The 20,364-nt window shown below is 73.1% G+C and carries 16 protein-coding genes; 5 read left to right on the top strand and 11 right to left on the bottom strand.

The genetic code is table 11. The annotated features are described in order from the left end of the window. Window positions 1-84: 84 nt before the first annotated feature. Window positions 85-1,473 (bottom strand): M16 family metallopeptidase, encoded by a 1,389-nt coding sequence (locus ACFXOZ_RS15035; RefSeq protein ID WP_380404259.1) that lies wholly within the window; start codon window positions 1,471-1,473, stop codon window positions 85-87. Then, window positions 1,470-2,816: a M16 family metallopeptidase gene (locus ACFXOZ_RS15030; RefSeq protein ID WP_375889261.1), complete on the bottom strand. Its 1,347-nt coding sequence runs from the start codon at window positions 2,814-2,816 to the stop codon at window positions 1,470-1,472. Before ACFXOZ_RS15030 ends, ACFXOZ_RS15035 begins: the two co-directional genes overlap by 4 nt. 316 nt (window positions 2,817-3,132) lie before the next feature. On the opposite strand from ACFXOZ_RS15030, the gene ACFXOZ_RS15025 reads away from it, so the two are divergent. Both ACFXOZ_RS15025 and ACFXOZ_RS15020 read left to right on the top strand, forming a co-directional pair. Next, window positions 3,133-5,583: a DNA topoisomerase (ATP-hydrolyzing) subunit A gene (locus tag ACFXOZ_RS15025; protein ID WP_380527118.1), complete on the top strand. Its 2,451-nt coding sequence runs from the start codon at window positions 3,133-3,135 to the stop codon at window positions 5,581-5,583. A gap of 154 nt (window positions 5,584-5,737) precedes the next feature. Next, window positions 5,738-6,640: a sucrase ferredoxin gene (locus ACFXOZ_RS15020; protein ID WP_380590526.1), complete on the top strand. Its 903-nt coding sequence runs from the start codon at window positions 5,738-5,740 to the stop codon at window positions 6,638-6,640. Between the two features lie 120 nt (window positions 6,641-6,760). On the opposite strand, the gene ACFXOZ_RS15015 is transcribed toward ACFXOZ_RS15020, so the two are convergent. From ACFXOZ_RS15015 to ACFXOZ_RS15005, 3 genes are read right to left on the bottom strand one after another with little or no spacing between them, the layout of a single operon-like run. Further along, the gene (locus tag ACFXOZ_RS15015) at window positions 6,761-7,816 is read right to left on the bottom strand and encodes an ABC transporter substrate-binding protein (protein ID WP_380527114.1); all 1,056 of its coding nucleotides are present in this window, start codon (window positions 7,814-7,816) and stop codon (window positions 6,761-6,763) included. 38 nt (window positions 7,817-7,854) lie between these two features. Further along, the gene (locus ACFXOZ_RS15010; RefSeq protein WP_375889270.1) at window positions 7,855-8,736 is read right to left on the bottom strand and encodes an ABC transporter permease; all 882 of its coding nucleotides are present in this window, start codon (window positions 8,734-8,736) and stop codon (window positions 7,855-7,857) included. Beyond that, window positions 8,726-9,535: an ABC transporter ATP-binding protein gene (locus tag ACFXOZ_RS15005; protein WP_375889273.1), complete on the bottom strand. Its 810-nt coding sequence runs from the start codon at window positions 9,533-9,535 to the stop codon at window positions 8,726-8,728. The genes ACFXOZ_RS15010 and ACFXOZ_RS15005 overlap by 11 nt, the downstream gene beginning before the upstream one ends. A 362-nt stretch (window positions 9,536-9,897) precedes the next feature. Between ACFXOZ_RS15005 and ACFXOZ_RS15000 the strand changes: the two genes are divergently transcribed. Together ACFXOZ_RS15000 and ACFXOZ_RS14995 are read left to right on the top strand one after the other, a co-directional pair. Beyond that, a complete protein-coding gene (locus ACFXOZ_RS15000; RefSeq protein WP_375889276.1) occupies window positions 9,898-11,508 on the top strand; it encodes an ATP-binding protein in 1,611 nt (536 codons plus the stop codon). Continuing rightward, window positions 11,508-12,194 carry a response regulator gene (locus ACFXOZ_RS14995; protein WP_380527112.1) on the top strand — a complete coding sequence of 229 codons (687 nt, stop codon included), beginning with the start codon at window positions 11,508-11,510 and terminating at the stop codon, window positions 12,192-12,194. The genes ACFXOZ_RS15000 and ACFXOZ_RS14995 overlap by 1 nt, the downstream gene beginning before the upstream one ends. A gap of 70 nt (window positions 12,195-12,264) precedes the next feature. On the opposite strand, the gene ACFXOZ_RS14990 is transcribed toward ACFXOZ_RS14995, so the two are convergent. The 6 genes from ACFXOZ_RS14990 to ACFXOZ_RS14965 all read right to left on the bottom strand — a co-directional run bounded on the left by ACFXOZ_RS14990 (window position 12,265) and on the right by ACFXOZ_RS14965 (window position 19,459). Continuing rightward, window positions 12,265-13,941 (bottom strand): cation acetate symporter, encoded by a 1,677-nt coding sequence (locus ACFXOZ_RS14990; RefSeq protein ID WP_375889279.1) that lies wholly within the window; start codon window positions 13,939-13,941, stop codon window positions 12,265-12,267. Then, on the bottom strand, window positions 13,938-14,579 hold the full coding sequence (locus ACFXOZ_RS14985) for a DUF485 domain-containing protein (protein ID WP_380590523.1): 642 nt from the start codon (window positions 14,577-14,579) through the stop codon (window positions 13,938-13,940). Before ACFXOZ_RS14985 ends, ACFXOZ_RS14990 begins: the two co-directional genes overlap by 4 nt. Window positions 14,580-14,707: 128 nt before the next feature. Next, entirely contained in the window at window positions 14,708-15,505 is a 798-nt protein-coding gene (locus ACFXOZ_RS14980) for a response regulator (protein ID WP_380590520.1), read from the bottom strand. After that, window positions 15,502-16,677, bottom strand: coding sequence for a sensor histidine kinase (locus ACFXOZ_RS14975; RefSeq protein ID WP_375889287.1), 1,176 nt, complete (start codon window positions 16,675-16,677; stop codon window positions 15,502-15,504). Before ACFXOZ_RS14975 ends, ACFXOZ_RS14980 begins: the two co-directional genes overlap by 4 nt. A 30-nt stretch (window positions 16,678-16,707) precedes the next feature. After that, window positions 16,708-17,193, bottom strand: coding sequence for a DUF1453 domain-containing protein (locus tag ACFXOZ_RS14970; RefSeq protein ID WP_380527104.1), 486 nt, complete (start codon window positions 17,191-17,193; stop codon window positions 16,708-16,710). Between the two features lie 154 nt (window positions 17,194-17,347). After that, a complete protein-coding gene (locus ACFXOZ_RS14965; protein ID WP_380529964.1) occupies window positions 17,348-19,459 on the bottom strand; it encodes a type IIA DNA topoisomerase subunit B in 2,112 nt (703 codons plus the stop codon). Window positions 19,460-19,997: 538 nt separating this feature from the next. Here ACFXOZ_RS14965 and ACFXOZ_RS14960 point away from each other — a divergent pair. Beyond that, complete coding sequence (locus ACFXOZ_RS14960; RefSeq protein WP_375889296.1) at window positions 19,998-20,231, top strand: hypothetical protein; 234 nt, start codon at window positions 19,998-20,000, stop codon at window positions 20,229-20,231. Window positions 20,232-20,364: the final 133 nt, after the last annotated feature.

Here is a 20,364-nt window from a genome sequence, read left to right as displayed (position 1 = left end):
GGACGCGCCCGGAACGCGCCCGGAACGCGTCCGGCCCGGCGGAGCGAAAGCGCTCCACCGGGCCGGAGGGGACGTCGGAGGGCGTCAGCCGACGACGGTGACCTCGCCGATCCCGAGCGCCCGCACGTCCGCCTCGATGGCGGCGGCGTCGCCGACCAGGACGGTGATCAGGCGGTCCGGCGGGAAGGCCGCGACCACGGCCTCGGTGGCCGCCGCGGTGGGCAGTTCGGCCAGCTGCCGGTAGACCTCGGCCTGGTAGTCGTCGGCGAGGTACTGCTCGACCTGGTCGGCCAGGGTGCCGGCGACCGAGCCCGCGGTCTCGTACTTGAGCGGCGCGACGCCGACCAGGAACTGCACGGCCTCGTCGCGCTCGGCGTCGGTGAGGCCCTCGGCGGCGAGGGTGCGCAGGATGGTCCAGGTGTCGGCGAGCGCGGGGGCGGTGGAGGCGGTGTCCACCGAGCCGCTGATGGCGAGCAGCGAGCGCCCGCTGCCGTCGGCGGCGGAGCGCAGCGGCTGGGCGAAGGCCCGGACGCCGTAGGTGTAGCCCTTCTCCTCGCGCAGGACGCGGTCGAGGCGGGAGGTGAGGGTGCCGCCGAGGCAGTAGGTGCCGAGGATCTGGGCGGCCCAGACCGGGTCGTGGCGGTCGGGGCCGATCCGGCCGATCAGCAGCTGGGTCTGGACGGAGCCGGGGCGGTCGACGATGAGGACGCGGCCGTGGTCGTCGCCGGTGACCGGGGCGTGGGCGGAGGGTTCCGCGGTGGTGCCGGTCCAGGTGCCGAGGGTGCTCTCCAGCAGGGCGGGGAGGTCGACGCCGGTGAGGTCGCCGACCACCACGACGGTGGTGGTGGCGGGGCGCACGTGGGCGTCGTAGAAGGCCTTGACGGCGGCGCGGTCGATCGACTTGACGGTGTCGGCGGTGCCGCTGCGGGGCCGGGAGAGGCGGTCCGCGGCCTCGAAGAGCTCGGCGTAGAGGGCCTTGGCGGCGCGCCGGGCGGGGTTGGCCTGCTCGTGCACGATCTCGTCGAGGCGGTTGGCGACGAGGCGCTCGATCTCCTCTGCCGGGAGGGCGGGGGCGCGCAGGGCGTCGGCGAGCAGGGTGAGGCCGCGCTGGAGCCGGGAGGCGGGGACTTCGAGGGCGACCCGGATGCAGGGGTGGTCGGCGTGGGCGTCGAGGGTGGCCCCGGCGCGCTCGAGTTCGCCGGCGAACTCCTCGGCGGTGAGGGTGTCGGTGCCCTCGTTGAGGGCGCGGGCGAGGATGGCGGCGACGCCGTCGAGGCCCTCGGGCTCGGCGGCGAGCGGGGCGTCGAGGAGGACCTCGACGGCGACCAGCTGCTGGCCGGGCCGGTGGCAGTGCAGCACGGTGATGCCGTTGCCGAGGGCGGCCCGCTCGGGGGCGGGGAAGGCCCAGGGGCCGGGGGTGCCGGGCTGGGGCTGGGGGTGGAAGGTCATCGCGGGGACGTAGTCGGTGCTCATACGGCGGCACCCTCCTCTTCGGAAGCGGCGTCGGAAGCGTCGTCGGCGGCGGTCGCGGTCGGCTCGTAGACGAGGACGGCCCGGTTGTCGGGGTGGAGCCGGGCCTTGGCGACGGCCTGGACCTCCTCGGCGGTGACGTCGAGGACCTTGGGGAGGGCGTCGTTCAGCAGCTTGGGGTCGCCGAACAGGACGGCGTAGCGGCAGAGTTCGTCGGCGCGGCCGGCGACGGTGGTGAGCCGGTCGAGCCACTCGCGCTCGATCTGGGCCTGGGCGCGCTCGAGTTCCTCGGGGGTGGGGCCCTCGGCGGCGAAGCGGGCGAGCTCCTCGTCGACGGCGGCGTCGATCTGGGCGATGGTGGCGTCGCCGGAGGTCTTGACGTCGAGCCAGCCGAGGCTGGGGGCGCCGGCGAGGCGCAGCAGGCCGAAGCCGGCGGCGACGGCGGTGCGGTCGCGGCGGACGAGCCGGTTGTAGAGGCGGCTGGACTCGCCGCTGCCGAGGATGGTGAGCGCGAGGTCGGCGGCGTCGGCCTCGCGGGTGCCGTCGTGGGGCAGGCGGTAGGCGGCCATCAGGGCGCGGGAGGGGACGTCCTCGGCGAGTTCCTGGCGCAGTTCGCGGCCGATGGTGTCGGGGAGTTCGCCGGAGCGCGGGGGCTGCTTGCCGTCGTGCGCGGGGATGGAGCCGAAGTACTTCTCGACCCAGGCGATGGTCTGCTCGGGGTCGATGTCGCCGACCACGGAGAGCACCGCGTTGTTGGGCGCGTAGTAGGTGCGGAAGAACGCGCGGGCGTCCTCCAGGGTGGCGGCGTCGAGGTCGGCCATGGAGCCGATCGGGGTGTGGTGGTACGGGTGGCCGTCGGGGTACGAGAGCGCGGTGAGCTTCTCGAAGGCGGTGCCGTACGGGACGTTGTCGTAGCGCTGGCGGCGTTCGTTCTTGACGACGGCGCGCTGGTTCTCCATGGACGTCTCGTCGAGGGCGGCGAGCAGCGAGCCCATGCGGTCGGCCTCCAGCCAGAGGGCGAGCTCCAGCTGGTGGGCGGGCATGGTCTCGTAGTAGTTGGTGCGTTCGAAGCTGGTGGTGCCGTTGAGCGAGCCGCCGGCGCCCTGGACGAGCTCGAAGTGCCCGTTGTTGGTGACGTTGGCGGAGCCCTGGAACATCAGGTGCTCGAAGAGGTGGGCGAGGCCGGTGCGGCCCTTGACCTCGTGGCGGGAGCCGACGTCGTACCAGAGGCAGACCGCGGCGACCGGGGTGAGTCGGTCCTCGGAGAGGACGACGCGCAGGCCGTTGGCCAGGCGGTGCTCGGTGATGGCGATGCCTCGGCTGGAGGCGGGGGCCGGGTTGGCCATGCGCTCGGGTCCTTCCCGTCGTCGATGTCGGGGTTCGTGTGGCGTCCCCCATTGTGGTGCAACGCGCGGGAGGCGTGTTTGTGTCCGCGCGGATGCGGCGTTCGCCAGGGGCGGAAGAGGGCCGCTGACCGGGAGTGTCGGCGCGAGGGTCCACAATGGGGGCGCCGTGCCCTGTCGGTCGCGCCCGGTTGACGGGTCGCGGCGGTAGGACGGTGAATCAGGGAGCCGGGGCGGCGAAGCCCGTCCGGTGCCCGGACCGGACGCCCGGCGTCCGGCCGACGACACAGCCAGCGACACGTAAGGGAGCCCCGCCGCGATGGCCCGCCGCAGTTCGCAGACCCCGCCGCCCGGAGACTTCGAGGAGCGGATCCTCGACGTCGACGTCGTGGACGAGATGCAGGGCTCCTTCCTGGAGTACGCCTACTCGGTGATCTACTCGCGTGCGCTGCCCGACGCGCGGGACGGTCTCAAGCCGGTGCACCGCCGGATCCTGTACCAGGCCAACGAGATGGGCCTGCGTCCGGACCGGGCGCACGTGAAGTGCGCGCGCGTGGTGGGCGAGGTGATGGGCCGGCTGCACCCGCACGGCGACCAGTCGATCTACGACTCGGTGGTGCGCATGGCGCAGCCGTTCTCGATGCGGCTGCCGCTGATCGACGGGCACGGCAACTTCGGTTCGCTGGGCAACGACGACCCGCCGGCGGCGATGCGGTACACCGAGTCGCGGCTGACGGCGGCCTCGATGGCGATGGTGGAGTCGATCCACGAGGACACCGTCGACTTCGGGCCGAACTACGACGGCAGCGAGCAGGAGCCGCTGGCGTTGCCGGCCGCGTTCCCGAACCTGCTGGTGAACGGCGCGACGGGCATCGCGGTGGGCATGGCGACGAACATGCCGCCGCACAACCTGTCCGAGGTGGTGGCCGCGGCCCGGCACCTGATCAAGCACCCGAGCGCGGACCTGGACACGCTGATGCGGTTCGTGCCCGGTCCGGACCTGCCGACGGGCGGGCGGGTCGTGGGCCTGTCGGGCATCCGGGACGCGTACGAGTCGGGCCGCGGCACCTTCAAGATCCGGGCCACCACGACGATCGAGAACGTCACGGCGCGCCGCAAGGGCATCGTGGTGACCGAGCTGCCGTACAACGTCGGCCCGGAGAAGGTCATCGCGAAGATCAAGGACCTGGTCAACGCGAAGAAGCTGCAGGGCATCGCGGACGTCAAGGACCTGACCGACCGCGAGCACGGGCTGCGGCTGGTGATCGAGGTGAAGAACGGCTTCGTGCCGGAGGCGCTGCTGGAGCAGCTCTACAAGCTGACGCCGTTGGAGGAGACCTTCGGCATCAACAACGTGGCGCTGGTGGACGGGCAGCCGCTGACGCTGGGCCTCAAGGAGCTGCTGGAGGTCTACGTCGACCACCGCTTCACGGTGGTGCGCCGGCGCAGCGACTTCCGCCGCCGCAAGCGGCAGGAGCGGCTGCACCTGGTCGAGGGCCTGCTGGTGGCCCTGGTGGACATCGACGAGGTCATCTCGATCATCCGGTCGAGTGACAACGCCCAGCAGGCGAAGGAGCGCCTGATGGAGCGCTTCTCGCTGTCGGAGACGCAGACCGGCTACATCCTGGACACGCCGCTGCGCCGGTTGACCCGGTTCGACCGGGTGGAGCTGGAGCAGGAGAAGGAGAAGCTGAACGCGGAGATCGCGGAGCTGACCGAGATCCTGGAGTCGGACACCAGGCTGCGCAGCGTGGTGTCGTCCGAACTGGGCGCGGTGTCCAAGCAGTTCGGGACGGAGCGGCGCACGGTGCTGCTGGAGGCGGGGGCGGCTCCGGCCGCGGCGCTGACGGTGCCGCTGGAGGTGGCGGACGATCCGTGCCGGGTGCTGCTGTCCTCGACGGGGCTGCTGGCGCGGACGGCGGACGGTGAGCCGTTCGAGCTGTCGGAGAAGCGGGCGAAGCACGACGTGATCGTGTCGGCGGTGCCGGCCACGGCGCGGGCGGACGTGGGTGTGGTGACGTCCGCGGGCCGGGTGCTGCGGCTGCCGGTGATCGACCTGCCGGCGCTGCCGCCGATGCCCTCGCCGACGCTGGCGGGCGGGGCCGCGGTGGAGGAGTTCCTGCGGCTGGAGGCCGGGGAGCGGGTGCTGGCGCTGACCACGCTGGACGAGTCCTCGCCGGGGCTGGCGCTGGGCACGGTGCAGGGTGTGGTGAAGCGGGTGGTGCCGGAGTGGCCGGCGAACAAGGACGAGTTCGAGGTGATCGGCCTCAAGGACGGCGACGAGCTGGTGGGCGCGGTCGAACTGCGCACCGGCGAGGAGGACTTGGTCTTCATCACCTCGGACGCCCAGCTGCTGCGCTACCCGGCGGGTCAGGTCCGTCCGCAGGGCCGTCCGGCGGGTGGCATGGCGGGCGTCAAGCTGTCGGACGGCGCCCGGGTGCTGTCGTTCACGGCGGTGGACCCGGCCGTGGACGCGGTGGTGGTCTCGGTGGCGGGCGCCTCGGGCACGCTGTCGGGTGACGAGCAGTCGTCCTGGAAGGTCACCCCGTTCGAGCAGTACCCGCGCAAGGGCCGGGCGACCGGCGGTGTGCGCTGCCAGCGCTTCCTGCGCGGCGAGGACGGCCTGGCGTTCGCCTGGGCGGGTGCCGCCCCGGCCCGGGCCGCCGGTGCCAAGGGCGTGCCGGTCGACCTGCCGGAGCGCGACCCGCGCCGGGACGGTTCGGGTACGCCGGTGACGGCGCCGATCGCGGTGGTGGCCGGCCCGGCGTGACGGCTCGCCCGTGCTGACGGGGTCGGAGGGCGGGGTGCCTGCGGGTGCCCCGCCCTCCGGCGTGTCCGGGCCCGGTCTCGGCTGCTCCGGGCCTGGTCGCGGGCGTTGCGCGGCCCCCGGGCCGGGCCGGACCGCCGGGGGTAGCCTTGCCCGGGTGAGCACCTGTGCGACCCTCTCGCGTGAACTTTCGGAGCCGTTGACCGCGACGGCGGCGGTGGCGACCACCTGGCTGCTGCTGGAGCAGAACGGCCCCTGGGGCGCGAAGGCTCTGGGCGAGAGCCACCTGGACGGGGCGGTCGGGCGCGCGCTGGAGGCCGCCGCGGCGGGTACCGGCGTACGGGTCGCCCTGATCCGGCGTCCCGGGCGGCACGCGGACTGCCTGCCGACGGCGCGGCACGAGGTGGTCGTGGCGCACGCGGTGCCGGGCCGCGGCTGGGTCCGCCGGGCGCAGGTGGCGGATCCGGCGGAGCTGCTGGGGCTGGACTTCGCGGCGCTGGGCGCCGGTGACCACACGGGCTTCGGGGTGGAGCACGTCGGCGGCCCGCTGGCGCTGGTGTGCACCAACGGCCGCCGGGACCGCTGCTGCGCGCTGCTGGGCCGTCCGCTGGCCGCGGAGCTGGCGGCGGCCGGGCACAGCGAGGTGTGGGAGGTCACCCACCTGGGCGGGCACCGCTTCTCCCCCACGATGCTGGTGCTGCCGTACGGCTACGCGTACGGGCGGCTGACGCCGGAGAGCGCCAAGGAGGTGCTGGCGGCGACGGCGGCCGGGCACATGGTGCCGGAGTGGTCGCGGGGCTGCTCGGGCTGGGAGCGGCCGGGCCAGGCGGCCGAGCACGCGGTGCGGCTGGCGATCGGCGAGACCGGGGTGGACGCGCTGACCCTGGCGCAGCGGGTGGACGGCCCGGGCCGCTGGCTGGTGGCGGTGATCCACCGGGACGGGCGGGCCTGGGAGGTGGACGTGATCGAGTCGGTGAGCGAGCCGGCGCGCCCGGAGAGCTGCGGCAAGGCGGCGGGGACGCCGTCGCGGATGGACGTGCTCTCCGTACGGGGGATCTGAGCCGGGCACCGAGCCGGGGAACCGAGCCAGGGAACCGAGCCGGGGAACCGAGCGGGGGGTCCGAGCACCACGGCGGCCCCGCGCCCGTGGGGGTGGGCGCGGGACCGCGAGGGCCGGGCGTCAGCCGGCGGCCTTGCCGACGAACTCCGTGGTGTACGTCCTGGCCAGGTCGATCGTCCCTTCCTTGCCCTTGACGTCCGGGTGGAAGGCGGCGAGCACCGCGAGCACGGTCCTGGGCCCGTCGGCGGGCATCACCCCGTCGGTGGTGAACATCGGCAGGGTGGACTTGATGGCAGCCGCGTACTGCTCGGCGCCGCCCTGCGCGTAGTCGGCGGGCATCTTCGCGGCGATCTCCTCGGGGCTGTGGGTGGACATCCACTTGAGGGTCTTGACGAAGGCGTTGGTGAGCTTCTGGGTGGTGTCCTTGTTCTTCTCGACCCACTCGGTGTTCATGTACAGCGAGGAGGACGGGTAGAGCCCGCCGAGCGCCTGGCGCGAGCCCTCGGGGGTGCGCATGTCGTAGAGGATCTTGCCGAGGCCCTTGTCGAGGACGGTGGCGACGGTCGGGTCGGTGGTCATCCCGGCGTCGATGCTGCCCTGCTGGAGGGCGGCGATGAAGGTCTGGCCGGCGCCGACCGCGATCGGGCTGAAGTCGCTGACGGAGGCGCCGTTCTTGACCGCGAGGTACTTGGTGAGGAAGTCGGTGGAGGAGCCGATGCTGGTGACGCCGAGCTTCTTGCCCTTGAAGTCGGCGCCGGACCTGATGGCGTCGGCCTGCTTGGCGGAGACCAGTTCGACCTCACCGGGGGCCTGGGCGAACTGGACCACGGACTCGACGTGCTTGCCCTTGGCCTGGAGGTCGATGGTGTGGTCGTAGAAGCCGACGGCGCCCTGGACGTCGCCGGCCAGCAGCGCGGTGGTGGCGTTGACGCCGGCCGGTTCGGTGAGCAGTTCGACGTTGACGCCGGCCTCGGCGAAGTAGCCGAGCCGCTGGGTGAGCATCGCGGGCAGGTAGATGACCTTGTCCAGGCCACCGACCATGATCTTGACCTTGGGTCCGTCGACCTGCTGCCCGGCCGGGGCCGCGCCGTGGGACGAGGTGGCGGCGTCGTTGGCGCAGGCGGAGAGCGGGACGAGCAGGGCGGCGGCGAGGACGGCAGTGAGAGCTCTGCGCATCGTGGGGGAACCTCTCGGTGCGTACGGGTGGGGGGAGTTCAGCGGCCGTCGCCCGCGTCGGCGGGCTTCCAGCGGAAGAGTCTCTTCTCGGCGAAGGTCAGCAGCCCCTCGGTGAGCAGCGCGACGACGGCGAGGATGGTCATGGCGGCGTACACCCCGGCCGCGTTGAAGGTGCCCTGGGCGGCGGCGACCAGCAGGCCGAGGCCCTTGGTGGCGCCGATGTACTCGCCGACGATCGCGCCGATCAGCGCGAAGCCGAAGCTGACGTGGAGGCTGGTGAAAATCCAGGTGGTGGCGGCGGGGATGACCACCTGGAGGGTGACCTTGCGGTTGTCGGCGCCCAGGATGCGGGCGTTGGCGACCAGGTTGCGGTCGACCTCGCGGGCGCCCTGGAAGGCGTTGAAGAACACCGGGAAGAACACCAGGACCACCGCGGAGGCGACCTTGGAGGCCGGGCCGAGGCCGAACCAGATCAGGAAGATCGGGGCGAGCACGATCCGCGGGATGGCGTTGAGGACCTTGATGTACGGCCCGAACACGTCGGCCAGGAAGCGGACCCGGCCGAGCGCGATGCCCAGCAGCACACCGCCGACCACGCCGATCACCCAGCCGGTGAGGGCCTCGTACAGGGTGTAGCCGATCTGCTCGCCGAGCGAGCCCTGGGCGGTGCCGTGGGTGGTCCACTGCCAGATCTGGTCCCAGATCCTGGACGGCTGGGAGAAGTTGAACGGGTCGATGACCTCGGTGCGGGCGCACACCTCCCACAGGCCGAGGAAGGCGACCAGCACCCCGAGCCGGGCCGCGTAGACGGTCAACTTCCGGTTGCGGGCGGCCCGTTCGCGGGCCTCGGTTCTGGTCGTGGCGGCCGGGGGCTTCCCGGCGGCGGTCGACGCGGTCTCGGACGCGGTCTCAAGCGGCACGACCCGCTCCTCTCTCCCGGGTGATGCGCACCTCTTCGCCGAGCGAGGCCCAGATCTCGCGGTACAGCTCGACGAACCTCGGTTCCAGCCGGACGGCCTCCACGGTGCGCGGTCGTGGCAGGTCGACGGTGAAGACCTCCTTGACGGTGGCCGGTCCGGCCGTCATCACGACGACCCGGTCGGCGAGCGCGATGGCTTCGTCCAGGTCGTGGGTGACGAAGACGACCGACGAGCCGGTGCCGGCCCACAGCTCCAGCAGCTGGTCGGACATCAGGGCGCGGGTCTGCACGTCCAGCGCCGAGAACGGCTCGTCCATCAGCAGGATGGTCGGGTCGTTGACGAAGGTCTGGGCGAGTGCGACGCGCTTGCGCATTCCGCCGGACAGCTGGTGCGGGTAGCGGTCCTCGAAGGCGGCCAGGCCCACCCGGCCCAGCCAGTCCCGGGCCCGCTCCTTCGCCTCGGCGGCGGGCACGCCGCGGAAGCGCGGCCCGGCCATCACGTTGGACAGCACGGTGCGCCAGGGGAAGACGGCGTCCTGCTGGAAGACGAACCCGACCTTGGGGTCGATCCCGCGCACGGGCTCGCCGTACACCCGGACCTCGCCCTCGGTGGGCTCCTCCAGGCCGCTGACCAGGGTCAGCGTGGTGGACTTGCCGCAGCCGGTGGGGCCGACGACGGCGACGAACTCGCCCTGGGCGACGGTCAGATCGAGATCGCGGACGGCGGTGTGCAGCGCACCGGAGGGGGTGCGGAAGCGTTTCGTCGCGCCGGTCAGCTCGATCGCCGGGGTATCGGTCATTCATTCCTCCCGGATCAGTGCTTGCCCCGGAAAGGTAGGAGCGGGCCCGGCCCCGACGGGAGCCATCTGCGCGTAGTGCGACTTCTCCGCATTGAGGGGTGTTCTGCTCCTTTTGCTTCCGCTACAACTGCGGGGACGCGGGCTGACAGAAACACGTCGGAAACATAGGGTGTCCCGACCCCACCCCTGGCGGCCCCGTCCCTCAGGACCCCACCCCTGAGAACAACGCCCCTCAGAACCACGCCCCTCAGAACCACGCCCCTCGGGACCCCGCCCCGCAGGACCCCGCCCAGCAGGCCCCCGCCCAGCAGGCCCCCACCTGGTGGGTCCCCGCCACACCCAGCCGCCGAGAGGAGGCCCGGATGAAGCTCCCCCACTGGCCCCGCCGGGTCTTCGCCCAGCTCCTGCTGAGCCAGACCGTCGTCACCGTCGGCGTCACCGCCCTGACCGCCGGGCTGTTCCTGGCCCCGGTCAGCAGCGAACTGGACCACGACGCCATGCAGCGGGCGCTGTCCATCGCCCAGGCCACCGCCACCGACGAGACCCTCGCCCGGGCCGCCGACGCCCGCGACGTCGTCACCGCGCAGCGCAACGCCGAGCAGATCCGGCTCGCCACCGGCGCCAGCTTCGTCGTGGTCACCGACCTGGACGGCATCCGCCTCTCGCACACCGACCCGGGCCGGATCGGCCAGCGGGTCAGCACCGACCCCGAGCCGGCACTGGCCGGCCGCAGCGTCACCGCGATCCAGCAGGGCACCCTGGGCCGCACCGCCCGCGGCAAGGTGCCGCTGCGGACGACGGACGGCCGGATCGTCGGCGAGGTGTCGGTCGGCATCAGCGACGACTCGATCCGCCGCCGGCTGCTGAAGATGCTCACCGGCATCCTGCTGTGCGCCGCCGCCGGCCTGACCGCCGGCACCGTCGCCACCCTGGTGCTGGCCCGCCGGCTCAAGCGCCGCACCCACAACATCGCGCTGGCCGACATCTCGGCCCTGCTGGTCGAGCGCGAGGCCATGCTGCACGGCATCCGCGAGGGCCTGGTCGCGCTGGACGAACGGGGCCGGATCCGGCTGGCCAACGACGAGGCCCTGCGGCTGCTCGACCTGCCCGGGGAGTGCACCGGCCGCCCGATCGCCGCGGTGCTGCCGCCGGGCCGGCTGGCCGACGTGCTGACCGGGCGGATCACCGGCACCGACCTGCCGGCCGTCCGGGACGACCGGGTGCTGGTGGTGAACCGGACGGCCACCGCCGAGGGCGCCGTGGTGACGCTGCGCGACCGCACCGAGCTGGAGTCGCTGGTCCGCGAGCTGGACACCACCCGCAGCCTCACCGAGGCGCTGCGCGCCCAGGACCACGAGCACGCCAACCGGATGCACACCCTGCTCGGCCTGCTCGAACTCGGCCGCCACGAGCAGGCGGTGGCCTTCATCTCGGAGCAGTCCGGCTCGCACGCCGTGGTCGCCGCGCGGATCGCCGAACAGGTGCAGGACCCGCACGTGGCGGCGCTGCTGGCGGGCAAGACGGCGGTGGCCGACGAGCGCGGGGTGCGGTTGGTTCTCGCCCCGGCGGCGCACCTGCCGGACGCGGTGGTGGACGCCCGGGCACTGGTGACGGTGCTCGGCAACCTGATCGACAACGCGGTGGACGCCCTGGTGCCCGGCGGCAGCGGGCGGACGGGCCCGGGCGGGCGGCTGGAGGTGACCCTGGCGGCGGCCGGCTCCACCCTGCTGCTGCAGGTCGCGGACAGCGGCCCGGGCGTGCCGGAGGAGCTGCGCGAGCAGGTCTTCGAGGAGGGGTGGACCAGCAAGGACGCGCCCGCGCACCGTCCGCGCGGGCTGGGCCTGGCGATGGTGCGGCGGCTGGTCGAACGGACCGGCGGCCGGATCGTGCTCGACACCGGCCCGCTCGGCGGCGCCCGGTTCACCGTCGAGCTGCCCGAGGCCCTGCTCACCACTCAGCTCGTGGAGGCGTGATGATCGACGTACTCGTGGTGGACGACGACTTCCGGGTCGCGGACGTGCACGCCGCCTACGTGGCCAAGGTGCCGGGCTTCCGGGTCACCGGCACCGCCCACTCGGCCGGAGAGGCGCTGGCCGCGCTGGAGCGCCGCCCGGTGGACCTCCTGCTGCTCGACCACCACCTGCCGGACGAGACCGGCCTGGCGCTGGTCCGCCGGCTGCGGGAACGCCAGGTGACCTGCGACGTGATGATGGTGACCGCCGCCCGGGACGTCTCCACCGTGCACGCCGCGATGCAGCACGGCGCCCTGCAGTACCTGGTCAAGCCGTTCACCTTCGCCGGGCTGCGGGACAAGCTGGTCTCCTACGCCCAGCTGCGGCACGCCCTGGCCGCCCCGGCCCGGGAGGCCGGCCAGGACGAGGTGGACCGGCTGTTCGCCACCCTGCGCAGCGCCGCCGCGCCCGCCGGGACACTGCCCAAGGGCCACTCGGCGCCCACCACCGACCTGGTGCTGGGCGTGCTGCGCCGGGCGGGCCGGCCGCTGTCCGCCCAGGAGGTCGCCGATGCCACCGGGCTGAGCCGCTCGACCGCCCAGCGCTACCTCAAGCAGCTGGAACGGGACAGCCGGCTGCGGTTGACCCTGCGCTACGGCGACACCGGCCGCCCCGAGCACCGCTACGGGCTGTCCGCCCGGGCGTGACCGGCCCCGGACGCCCGACCCGCCAGGGCACAACCGCCCCCGGACGCCCGACCGGCCCGGGTCACGGCGGCTACGCCGCACCCGCTCCGGTGAGGGCCCGCACCTCCAGCTCGGCGAAGCGGTCCGCGTCGGCCGGTTCGGGAGAGGTGAGCGTCCCGATCCAGCCCGCCAGGAAGCCGAGCGGGATGGAGACGATCCCGGGGTTCTCCAGCGGGAACCAGTGGAAGTCGACGCCGGGGAACAGCGCCACCTTCGAGCCGGAGACCACCGGCGAGAAGAACACCAGCACGATCGCCGGGACGAGCCCGCCGTACACCGACCAGACCGCGCCCCGGGCGGTGAACCGCGACCAGAACAGGCTGTACAGCAGCACCGGCAGGTTCGAGGAGGCGGCCACCGCGAAGGCCAGGCCGACCAGGAAGGCGACGTTCAGCTGCTGGGCGTAGAGGCTGATCACGATCGCCACCGCGCCGATCCCGCCGGCCGCGAACCGGGCCACCACCACCTCCTGCTGCTCGCTCGGCTTCTCCTCGGTGCGCTCCGCGCCGCGCCGGCCCGGCCGGCTCCGCCAGGCGCCGGCCCAGATGTCGTGGGCGAAGGCGGCGGAGGAGGCCAGGGTCAGCCCGGCGACCACGGCGAGGATGGTGGCGAAGGCGATCGCCGAGATCAGCGCGAACAGCACCACCCCGCCGGTGCTGCCGTTGCCGCCGCCGAGCACCAGGGCGAGCAGCGGGACGGCGGTGTTCCCGGCCGCGTTGGCGTGCCGCACCTCGGCGGAGCCGACCAGTGCGGTGGCGCCCAGGCCGAGCGCGATGGCCATCAGGTAGAAGCCGCCGACCAGGCCGATCGCCCACATCGTGGAGCGGCGGGCGGCCCGCGCGGTGGGCACCGTGTAGAAGCGGGACAGGATGTGCGGCAGGCCGGCGGTGCCGAGCACCAGGGCCAGGCCGAGGCTGAAGAAGTCCAGCCGGCTGGTGAAGGTGGCGCCGTACTTGAGCCCGGGTTCGAGGTAGCGCTGACCGGCGCCGCTGTGCCGGGCGGCCTGGCGCATCAGCTCGAACAGGTCGCCGTGGAAGCGGGCCACCAGCAGCACGGTGAGCAGCACCGAACCGGCGATCAGCAGGAACGCCTTGACGATCTGGATCCAGGTGGTGGCCCGCATCCCGCCGATGGTGACGTAGACGATCATCAGCGCGCCGACCGCGATGATCGTCCAGGTCCGGGCCTGGGCGCTGTTGGTGCCGAGCAGCAGGGCGACCAGCGAGCCGGCGCCGACCATCTGGGCGACCAGGTAGAGCAGGGTGACCACGACGCTGGCGCCGCCGGCCGCCGCCCGTACCTTGCGGCGGCGCAGCCGCAGCGCGAGCACGTCGGCGAGGGTGTACCGGCCCGCGTTGCGGACGAGTTCGGCGACCAGCATCAGCACGACCAGCCAGGCGACCAGGAAGCCGATGCTGTACAGCACGCCGTCGTAGCCGTACAGGGCGATCAGCCCGGCGACGCCCAGGAAGGAGGCGGCGGACAGGTAGTCGCCGGAGAGCGCGAAGCCGTTCTGCAGCGGGGTGAAGTCGCGTCCGCCGGTGTAGAAGTCCTCGGCGGCGCTGCCCTGGCGGCCGACCCAGAGGGTGATCCCCAGGGTGACCAGGACGATCACGGCGAACAGCACGATCGCCAGGCCGTGGTGCTGGCCGGCCGGGGCGACGGGGGGCGGGGTGGCGGTGGTCAGCACGCCGGTGGCGGCGGTCACCGCAGCTGGTCCTGGGTGTCCCAGCGCAGGCCCAGGGCGGCGCGGTCGCGCTTGGTCCGGGCGTTGCGGGCGTAGAGCCAGGTGAGCAGGAAGGTGGAGGCGAACTGGAGCAGGCCCAGCACCCAGGCCACGTTGAGCGGGCCGACCACCGGGCTGCGCATCACGCCGGGCGCGGCGGCCTCGGCGGCGACGTACATCAGGTACCAGCCGAGGAAGGCGCCGCTGGTCGGGAAGACGAACGAGCGGTAGCTGCGGCGGATGTCCTGGAAGGCCGCGCTGGCCTGGACGTTCCGGTAGACCTCGGTGCTGTCGGTGGTGCTCACCGCCGCTGCCGGTGCCTGCGGCACCACGGGCGGTACGGCGGGCGGGGCGAGCGGCGGGGCGGCGGCCGGTACCCGCGGCGGTACGGCGGGTGGCGCGACCGGCCGCGCGGCGACGGCCGGGGCGGGCGGCGCGGCCACCGGCTCGGGAGCGGCGGCCGACCGGGCGGCGGCCGGACGGGTGGCAACGGGCTGGCCCGGTACGGCCGTTCGGCGGGTGGCGGCAGTCGGCTCGGACGCAGTGGCGGCGGCCGCCGGAGCGGCCCACCAGTCGAATCGCTGCCCCTGTCCGGGACTGCTGGTCTGCTGCTGTGGCACTGCTGCTCCTGGGCGCGGGCCGGGCGTTCTGACCCCAACCATCATGGAGGCCCCCGGACACCGTCCCTGACCATCGCAGATACGTTCACTCAATGAGGTGATCGATCATCTGACGGACGCTCATCCGACTACTGCTGCGTACCGGTGATTCCGTGCCGGAAGGCGTACGCGACCGCCTGCGCCCGGTCCCGCACCGCCGTCTTGGCGAACAGGTTGTTGATGTGCGTCTTGACCGTCGCCTGGCTGACGAACAGCCGCTGGGCGATCTCCGCGTTGGAGAGCCCCTCGGCGATCAGCGCGAGCACCTCGGCCTCGCGCAGCGTCAACCCGTCCGGCAGCTGACCGCCCCTCCCGCCCGGCGGCACGCCCGGCGCGGCCGGTGCGGCCGGTGCGGCCGGTGCGGCCGGTGCGGCCGGTGCGGCCGGTGCGGCCGGTGCGGCCGGTGCGGCCGGTGCGGCCGGTGCGGCCGGTAGGGTCGGCCCGCTCTTCGCCGGCCCCTCCGAAAGCCGCTCCAGCAAGCGGAGTTGGACCTGCGGGGAGAGTCCGGCCGCGCCCGAGCGGACGTCCGCGATGGCCTTGGCGATCTCCTCACCGCCGGCGTCCTTGGTGAGGTAGCCGCGCGCCCCGGCCTGCAACGCCGGGAACAGCGACTCGTCGTCGGCGTAGGTGGTGAGCACCACGACCTCGGTCCCCGGGTGGGCGGCCCGGATCCGCCGGGTCGCCTCGACGCCGTCCACCCGCGGCATCCGCAGGTCCATCAGCACCACGTCCGGGTGGTGCCGCTCCACCAGGGTGACGGCCTCCTCCCCGTCCGCCGCCGCGCCGACCACCTCGATGCCGGGCAGCAGGCCCAGCAGCATCACGATGCCCTCGCGCACCACCGTCTGGTCGTCCGCCACCAGCACCCTGATGACCCCGCCGTTCATGCCGGCACCCGCAGCAACACCCGCCACCCTCCGTCCTCCGGGCCCGCCAGCAGGGTGCCGCCGAGCAGTTCCGCGCGTTCGCGCATCCCCAGCAGACCGTACCCGCTGCCGCTCCCGGCCAGGTCGCCGGAGGACGGCTCGCCCGTCGACTGGCCGCGCGGCGCCCGGGTGTTGCGCACCTCCAGCTCCACCGCGTCGTCCAGGTAGCGCAGTTCGACCGAGCAGCGGGCGCCCGGCGCGTGCTTGCGGACGTTGGTCACCGCCTCCTGCGCCGTGCGCCGCACCGCCAGCCCGGCCTCGGCGGCCAGCGGCCGGGGCGTACCGGTCACGGTGAGCGGAGCCCGCTCGCGCTCGGTCAGCTCCACCAGGAACTCCCCGACCGGGGTGAACTCCCCGCGCAGCGCGGACAGCGCCTGCCGCGTCTCGACCAGCCCGTCCTGGGCCATCCGCCGTGCGGCCACGACCCGTTCGCGGACCTGCGCGCGGTCCGTCCCGGCGTCCAGCATCAGCCGGGCCGCCTCCAGGTGGACCAGCTGCGCGGAGAGGCTGTGGGCCAGCACGTCGTGGATCTCCCGGGCGATCCGGGCCCGTTCGGCGAGCGCCGCGCTCTCCGCCTCGGCGGCCCGGACGGCGCGCTCCTGGACCAGCAGCCGACGGGCGGTGCCGCGGGCCTCGATGTCCAGCCTCAGCAGGAAGCCGACCAGCAGCGACCCTCCGACGGTGGCGGCCACGCTGAGCCAACTCGCCGGGGAGGCCGCCGTGTACGAGGCCAGCGCGGCCGCCGCGGTGAGCAGGGCCGGCGCGGGCGGCAGCCGGATCAGGGCCGTGACGGCCAGCCCGATCCAGAGGAAGTCGGCCAGCGTGTAGGCCTGTCCCTGGTTGGCGAGCCAGCCGGCGCCGATCAGCACCGCGGCCAGCAGGTACGAGGGGACGGGGCGCTGTTCCCGGCTGACCCTCAGGTACAGCACGCTGAGGGCGACGGCCGCGACCAGCCCGGCCGCCGCGGCCGCCGCCGCCCAGCCGGCGTACCTGCCGCCGGAGAAGGTCGCCCAGCCGACGACGACCAGCAGGACGGTCCGGCCGAACACGGTGAGGACCCGCCGCGGTCGGCTCTCGGCCTCGCGCTCCAGTCCCTCCCGGGACTGCCAGCGGGTCCAGTACCACCCGGGCAAGGGGGCCTCCTCGGTGCTCACGGCGACGGTTCAGTGCAGGAGGGCGGTCGCCCGTGCGGGCTCCAGCGTCCGGGCCCTCCAGTTGACCACGAGCGAGCGGACCAGCAGCAGGACCGCCATGCCGAGCATCAGCGAGCTGCCCGCCTGGTGGACGCCCAGGGCCGAGCCGGCCACGTACAGGCCGATCCGGACGACGACCATGCCGCCCCAGGCGGCCAGGGTGGCCTTGGTGCCCTTGACCATGACGTTGCCGTCGGCGGCCCGCCAGACCCGGACGGTCCAGCCCCACACCGTCCCCATCGCGAGGGTGGTGACCAGCCCGGCGGCGAGCAGGGCGCCCGACAGCGCGGTGTGCTGGTGGTCGATGATCTGGGGGTCGCGCAGCGCGAGCACGCCCAGGATCAGCGGGAGCAGCCAGAAGCGGCGTTCGGTGTCCAGTCGCTGGACGCGCATCTGGCGTCCGACGACCAGAACCACCACCGCGGCGATCACGAGGAGGTTGGCGAGGGATCCCATCGGATTCTCCGTCCCGGGAGAGGCGTGTTGCTGACCTCTCCGACGCTACGGATCCGGCGCTCCCCGCTGATCGGAGCCGGGGTGGACCCCGGGTGGAACCGACGGCGCGGGGGCCCTCCACCCGTGGGTGGAGGGCCCCCGTCGGCCGGCCGCGTCAGGCGTCGATGCGGGAGCGGTCCAGGGTGGCCGCCGAGTCCACGATGAACTCCTTGCGCGGGGCGACGTCGTTGCCCATCAGCAGGTCGAAGATCTTCTCGGCCTGCTCCAGGTCGCCCAGGTTGATCCGGCGCAGGGTGCGGTGGCGCGGGTCCACGGTGGTCTCGGCCAGCTGGTCGGCGTCCATCTCGCCCAGGCCCTTGTACCGCTGCACCGGCTCCTTCCAGCGCTGCCCCTTGCGCTGGAACTCCAGCAGGGTGGAGCGCAGCTCGGCGTCGGAGTAGGTGTAGTGGTACTTCTCCTGGCCGCGCTTGGGGCTGGTGAGCTCGATCCGGTGCAGCGGCGGGACGGCGGCGAAGACCCGGCCCTGCTCGACCATCGGCCGCATGTAGCGGTGGAAGAGGGTCAGCAGCAGGGTGCGGATGTGCGAGCCGTCGACGTCGGCGTCGGCCATGAAGATCACACGGCCGTAGCGGGCCTGGTCGATGTCGAAGGTGCGGCCCGAGCCGGCCCCTATCACCTGGATGATCGCGGCGCACTCGGCGTTCTTGAGCATGTCGCTCACCGACGCCTTCTGCACGTTGAGGATCTTGCCGCGGATCGGTAGCAGCGCCTGGAACTCGGAGTTGCGGGCGAGCTTGGCGGTGCCGAGCGCGGAGTCGCCCTCGACGATGAACAGTTCGCTGCGGTCGACGTCGTCGCTGCGGCAGTCGGCCAGCTTGGCGGGCAGCGAGCTGGTCTCCAGCGCGGTCTTGCGGCGCTGGGCCTCCTTGTGCTGCCGGGCGGCGACCCGGGTGCGGGCGGCCGCGACGACCTTCTCCAGCACGGCCCGGGCCTGCTGCTTCTGGTCCTTCTTGGCCGAGGTGAGGAAGGCCTTGAGCTCCTTGGCGACGACGGCCGCGACGATCCGGTTGGCCGCCGAGGTGCCGAGCACCTCCTTGGTCTGGCCCTCGAACTGCGGCTCGGCGAGCCGGACGGTGACCACGGCGGTGAGGCCCTCGGTGGCATCGTCCTTGGTGATGTCGTCCTCGGCGACGCGCAGCAGCTTGGCGCCGCGCAGCGCCTCGTTGACGGTCTTGGCCAGCGAGCGCTCGAAGCCGGTGACGTGGGTGCCGCCCTTGGGGGTGGCGATGATGTTGACGAACGAGCGCAGGGTGGTGTCGTACCCGGTGCCCCAGCGCAGCGCGATGTCCACGCCGAGGTGGCGGGTCACCTCGGTCGGGGTCATGTGGCCGAGGTCGTCCAGGACCGGCACGGTCTCCTTGAAGGTGCCCTCGCCCTGCAGCCGCACCACGTCGCTGACCGGCTTGTCGGGGGCCAGGAACTCGCAGAACTCGGCGATGCCGCCGTCGTAGTGGAAGACCGACTCCTCGACCTGCTCGCTCTCGGTGAGCCGCTCGTCACGCACGACGATGGTCAGGCCGGGGACGAGGAAGGCCGTCTGCCGGGCGCGGTTGTGCAGGTGCTCCAGGGAGAGCTTGGCGTCCTTGAGGAAGATCTGCCGGTCGGCCCAGTAACGGATCCGGGTGCCGGTGCGGGTCTTGGGCACCTTGCGGGTCCTGGTGGTGCCGTTGGCGGGCTCGAAGGGCGCGTCCGGGCTGGCCTCGGTGAAGATGCCGGGGGTGCCGCGGCGGAAGCTGATCGCGTGGGTGTGGCCGCTGCGGTCGACCTCGACGTCCAGCCGCGCGGAGAGCGCGTTCACGACCGAGGCGCCGACGCCGTGCAGACCGCCGGAGGCCGCGTAGGAGCCGCCGCCGAACTTGCCGCCGGCGTGCAGCTTGGTCATCACGACCTCGACGCCGGACAGCCCGGTCTTGGGCTCGACGTCCACCGGGATGCCGCGGCCGTTGTCGCGGACCTCCACCGAGGAGTCCGGGTGCAGCAGCACCTCGATCCGGTCGCAGTAGCCGCCCAGCGCCTCGTCCACCGAGTTGTCGATGATCTCCCAGAGGCAGTGCATCAGGCCGCGGCTGTCCGTGGAGCCGATGTACATGCCTGGGCGCTTGCGGACGGCCTCCAGGCCTTCCAGGACGAGCAGGTGCCGCGCGGTGTAGTTGGAACCGTCGTCGCCGGCCAGCAGCGCGGACGGCACGGTCGTTTCGGCACTCACGCGGCACTCTCCTCGGTGAAGTTCTGTCTCATCGGTCACATCCGGACGCATCCGGACCAACCGCCAGTGCAGCACGCCGCACCGACAGTCGTCGCTCTGTGTGCTCGCACCCCTGCGACGGGTGCACAGCACGGCGGGCCGGCCCCGCGCAGCTTGTACGCGCTGCGCGAACAAGGACCGCGCCCGGGCTTGGGCCCCGGGGGCGCCATCTCCTCCCGGTACCACCGGTCCTGGCGGATCGTGGGGTCCGGCGCAGGCTCCGGAACTGCCGTTATGCAGGCTACCGGGGCCCGGGACGGGGCTTATGCTCCAACCCGGCAGAGGATTATGCTACGCGGACCTCGACCCCGGTCCCGATCGGACGTTCGAGCGACGGGCGGATCCCGGGATTCGGTACGCATGAACCACCGACGCCCGGGGCACCTCCTCATCAACACAGCAGAATCCTCAGAGAAGAAAAGCCACGAGCGGGAACGTTTTCGGCCTGGTTGGATGTTGACCCTGGTACGACAGCTCGTCGAGCTAGAGAAGAGGCGACGTGACTACTGTTCTGACACCTGCGAGCCCGCTCACCGCGGCGGACCGCTGCGACCGCTGCGGCGCCCAGGCCTACCTGCGCGTCGTACTCGCCAGCGGCGGAGAGCTGCTCTTCTGCGCCCACCACGGCCGGAAGTTCGAGCCGGAGCTCAAGAAGATCGCCGTGGAGATACAGGACGAGAGCGGCCGTCTCACCACCAGCACCACCGCGACGGCCGCCGAAGAAGAGCGCTGATCCCAGGCGCCGCCACCAGCAGCCAGCGTCGAGCTGTGTCCGGCCGCGCACCGCGCGCAACCGGGGAGCCGGGTGGTGGGACCCCGAGGGGGGCCCCCCCCCCCCCCCCCAGGGAGAGCCCACCCGCCCCCCC

This window comes from Kitasatospora sp. NPDC059160 (genome assembly GCF_042755465.1).
GTDB lineage: Bacteria > Actinomycetota > Actinomycetes > Streptomycetales > Streptomycetaceae > Kitasatospora.
Note: the sequence above shows the minus strand (reverse complement) of the source record. Positions and strands in the feature narration are given on the sequence as shown.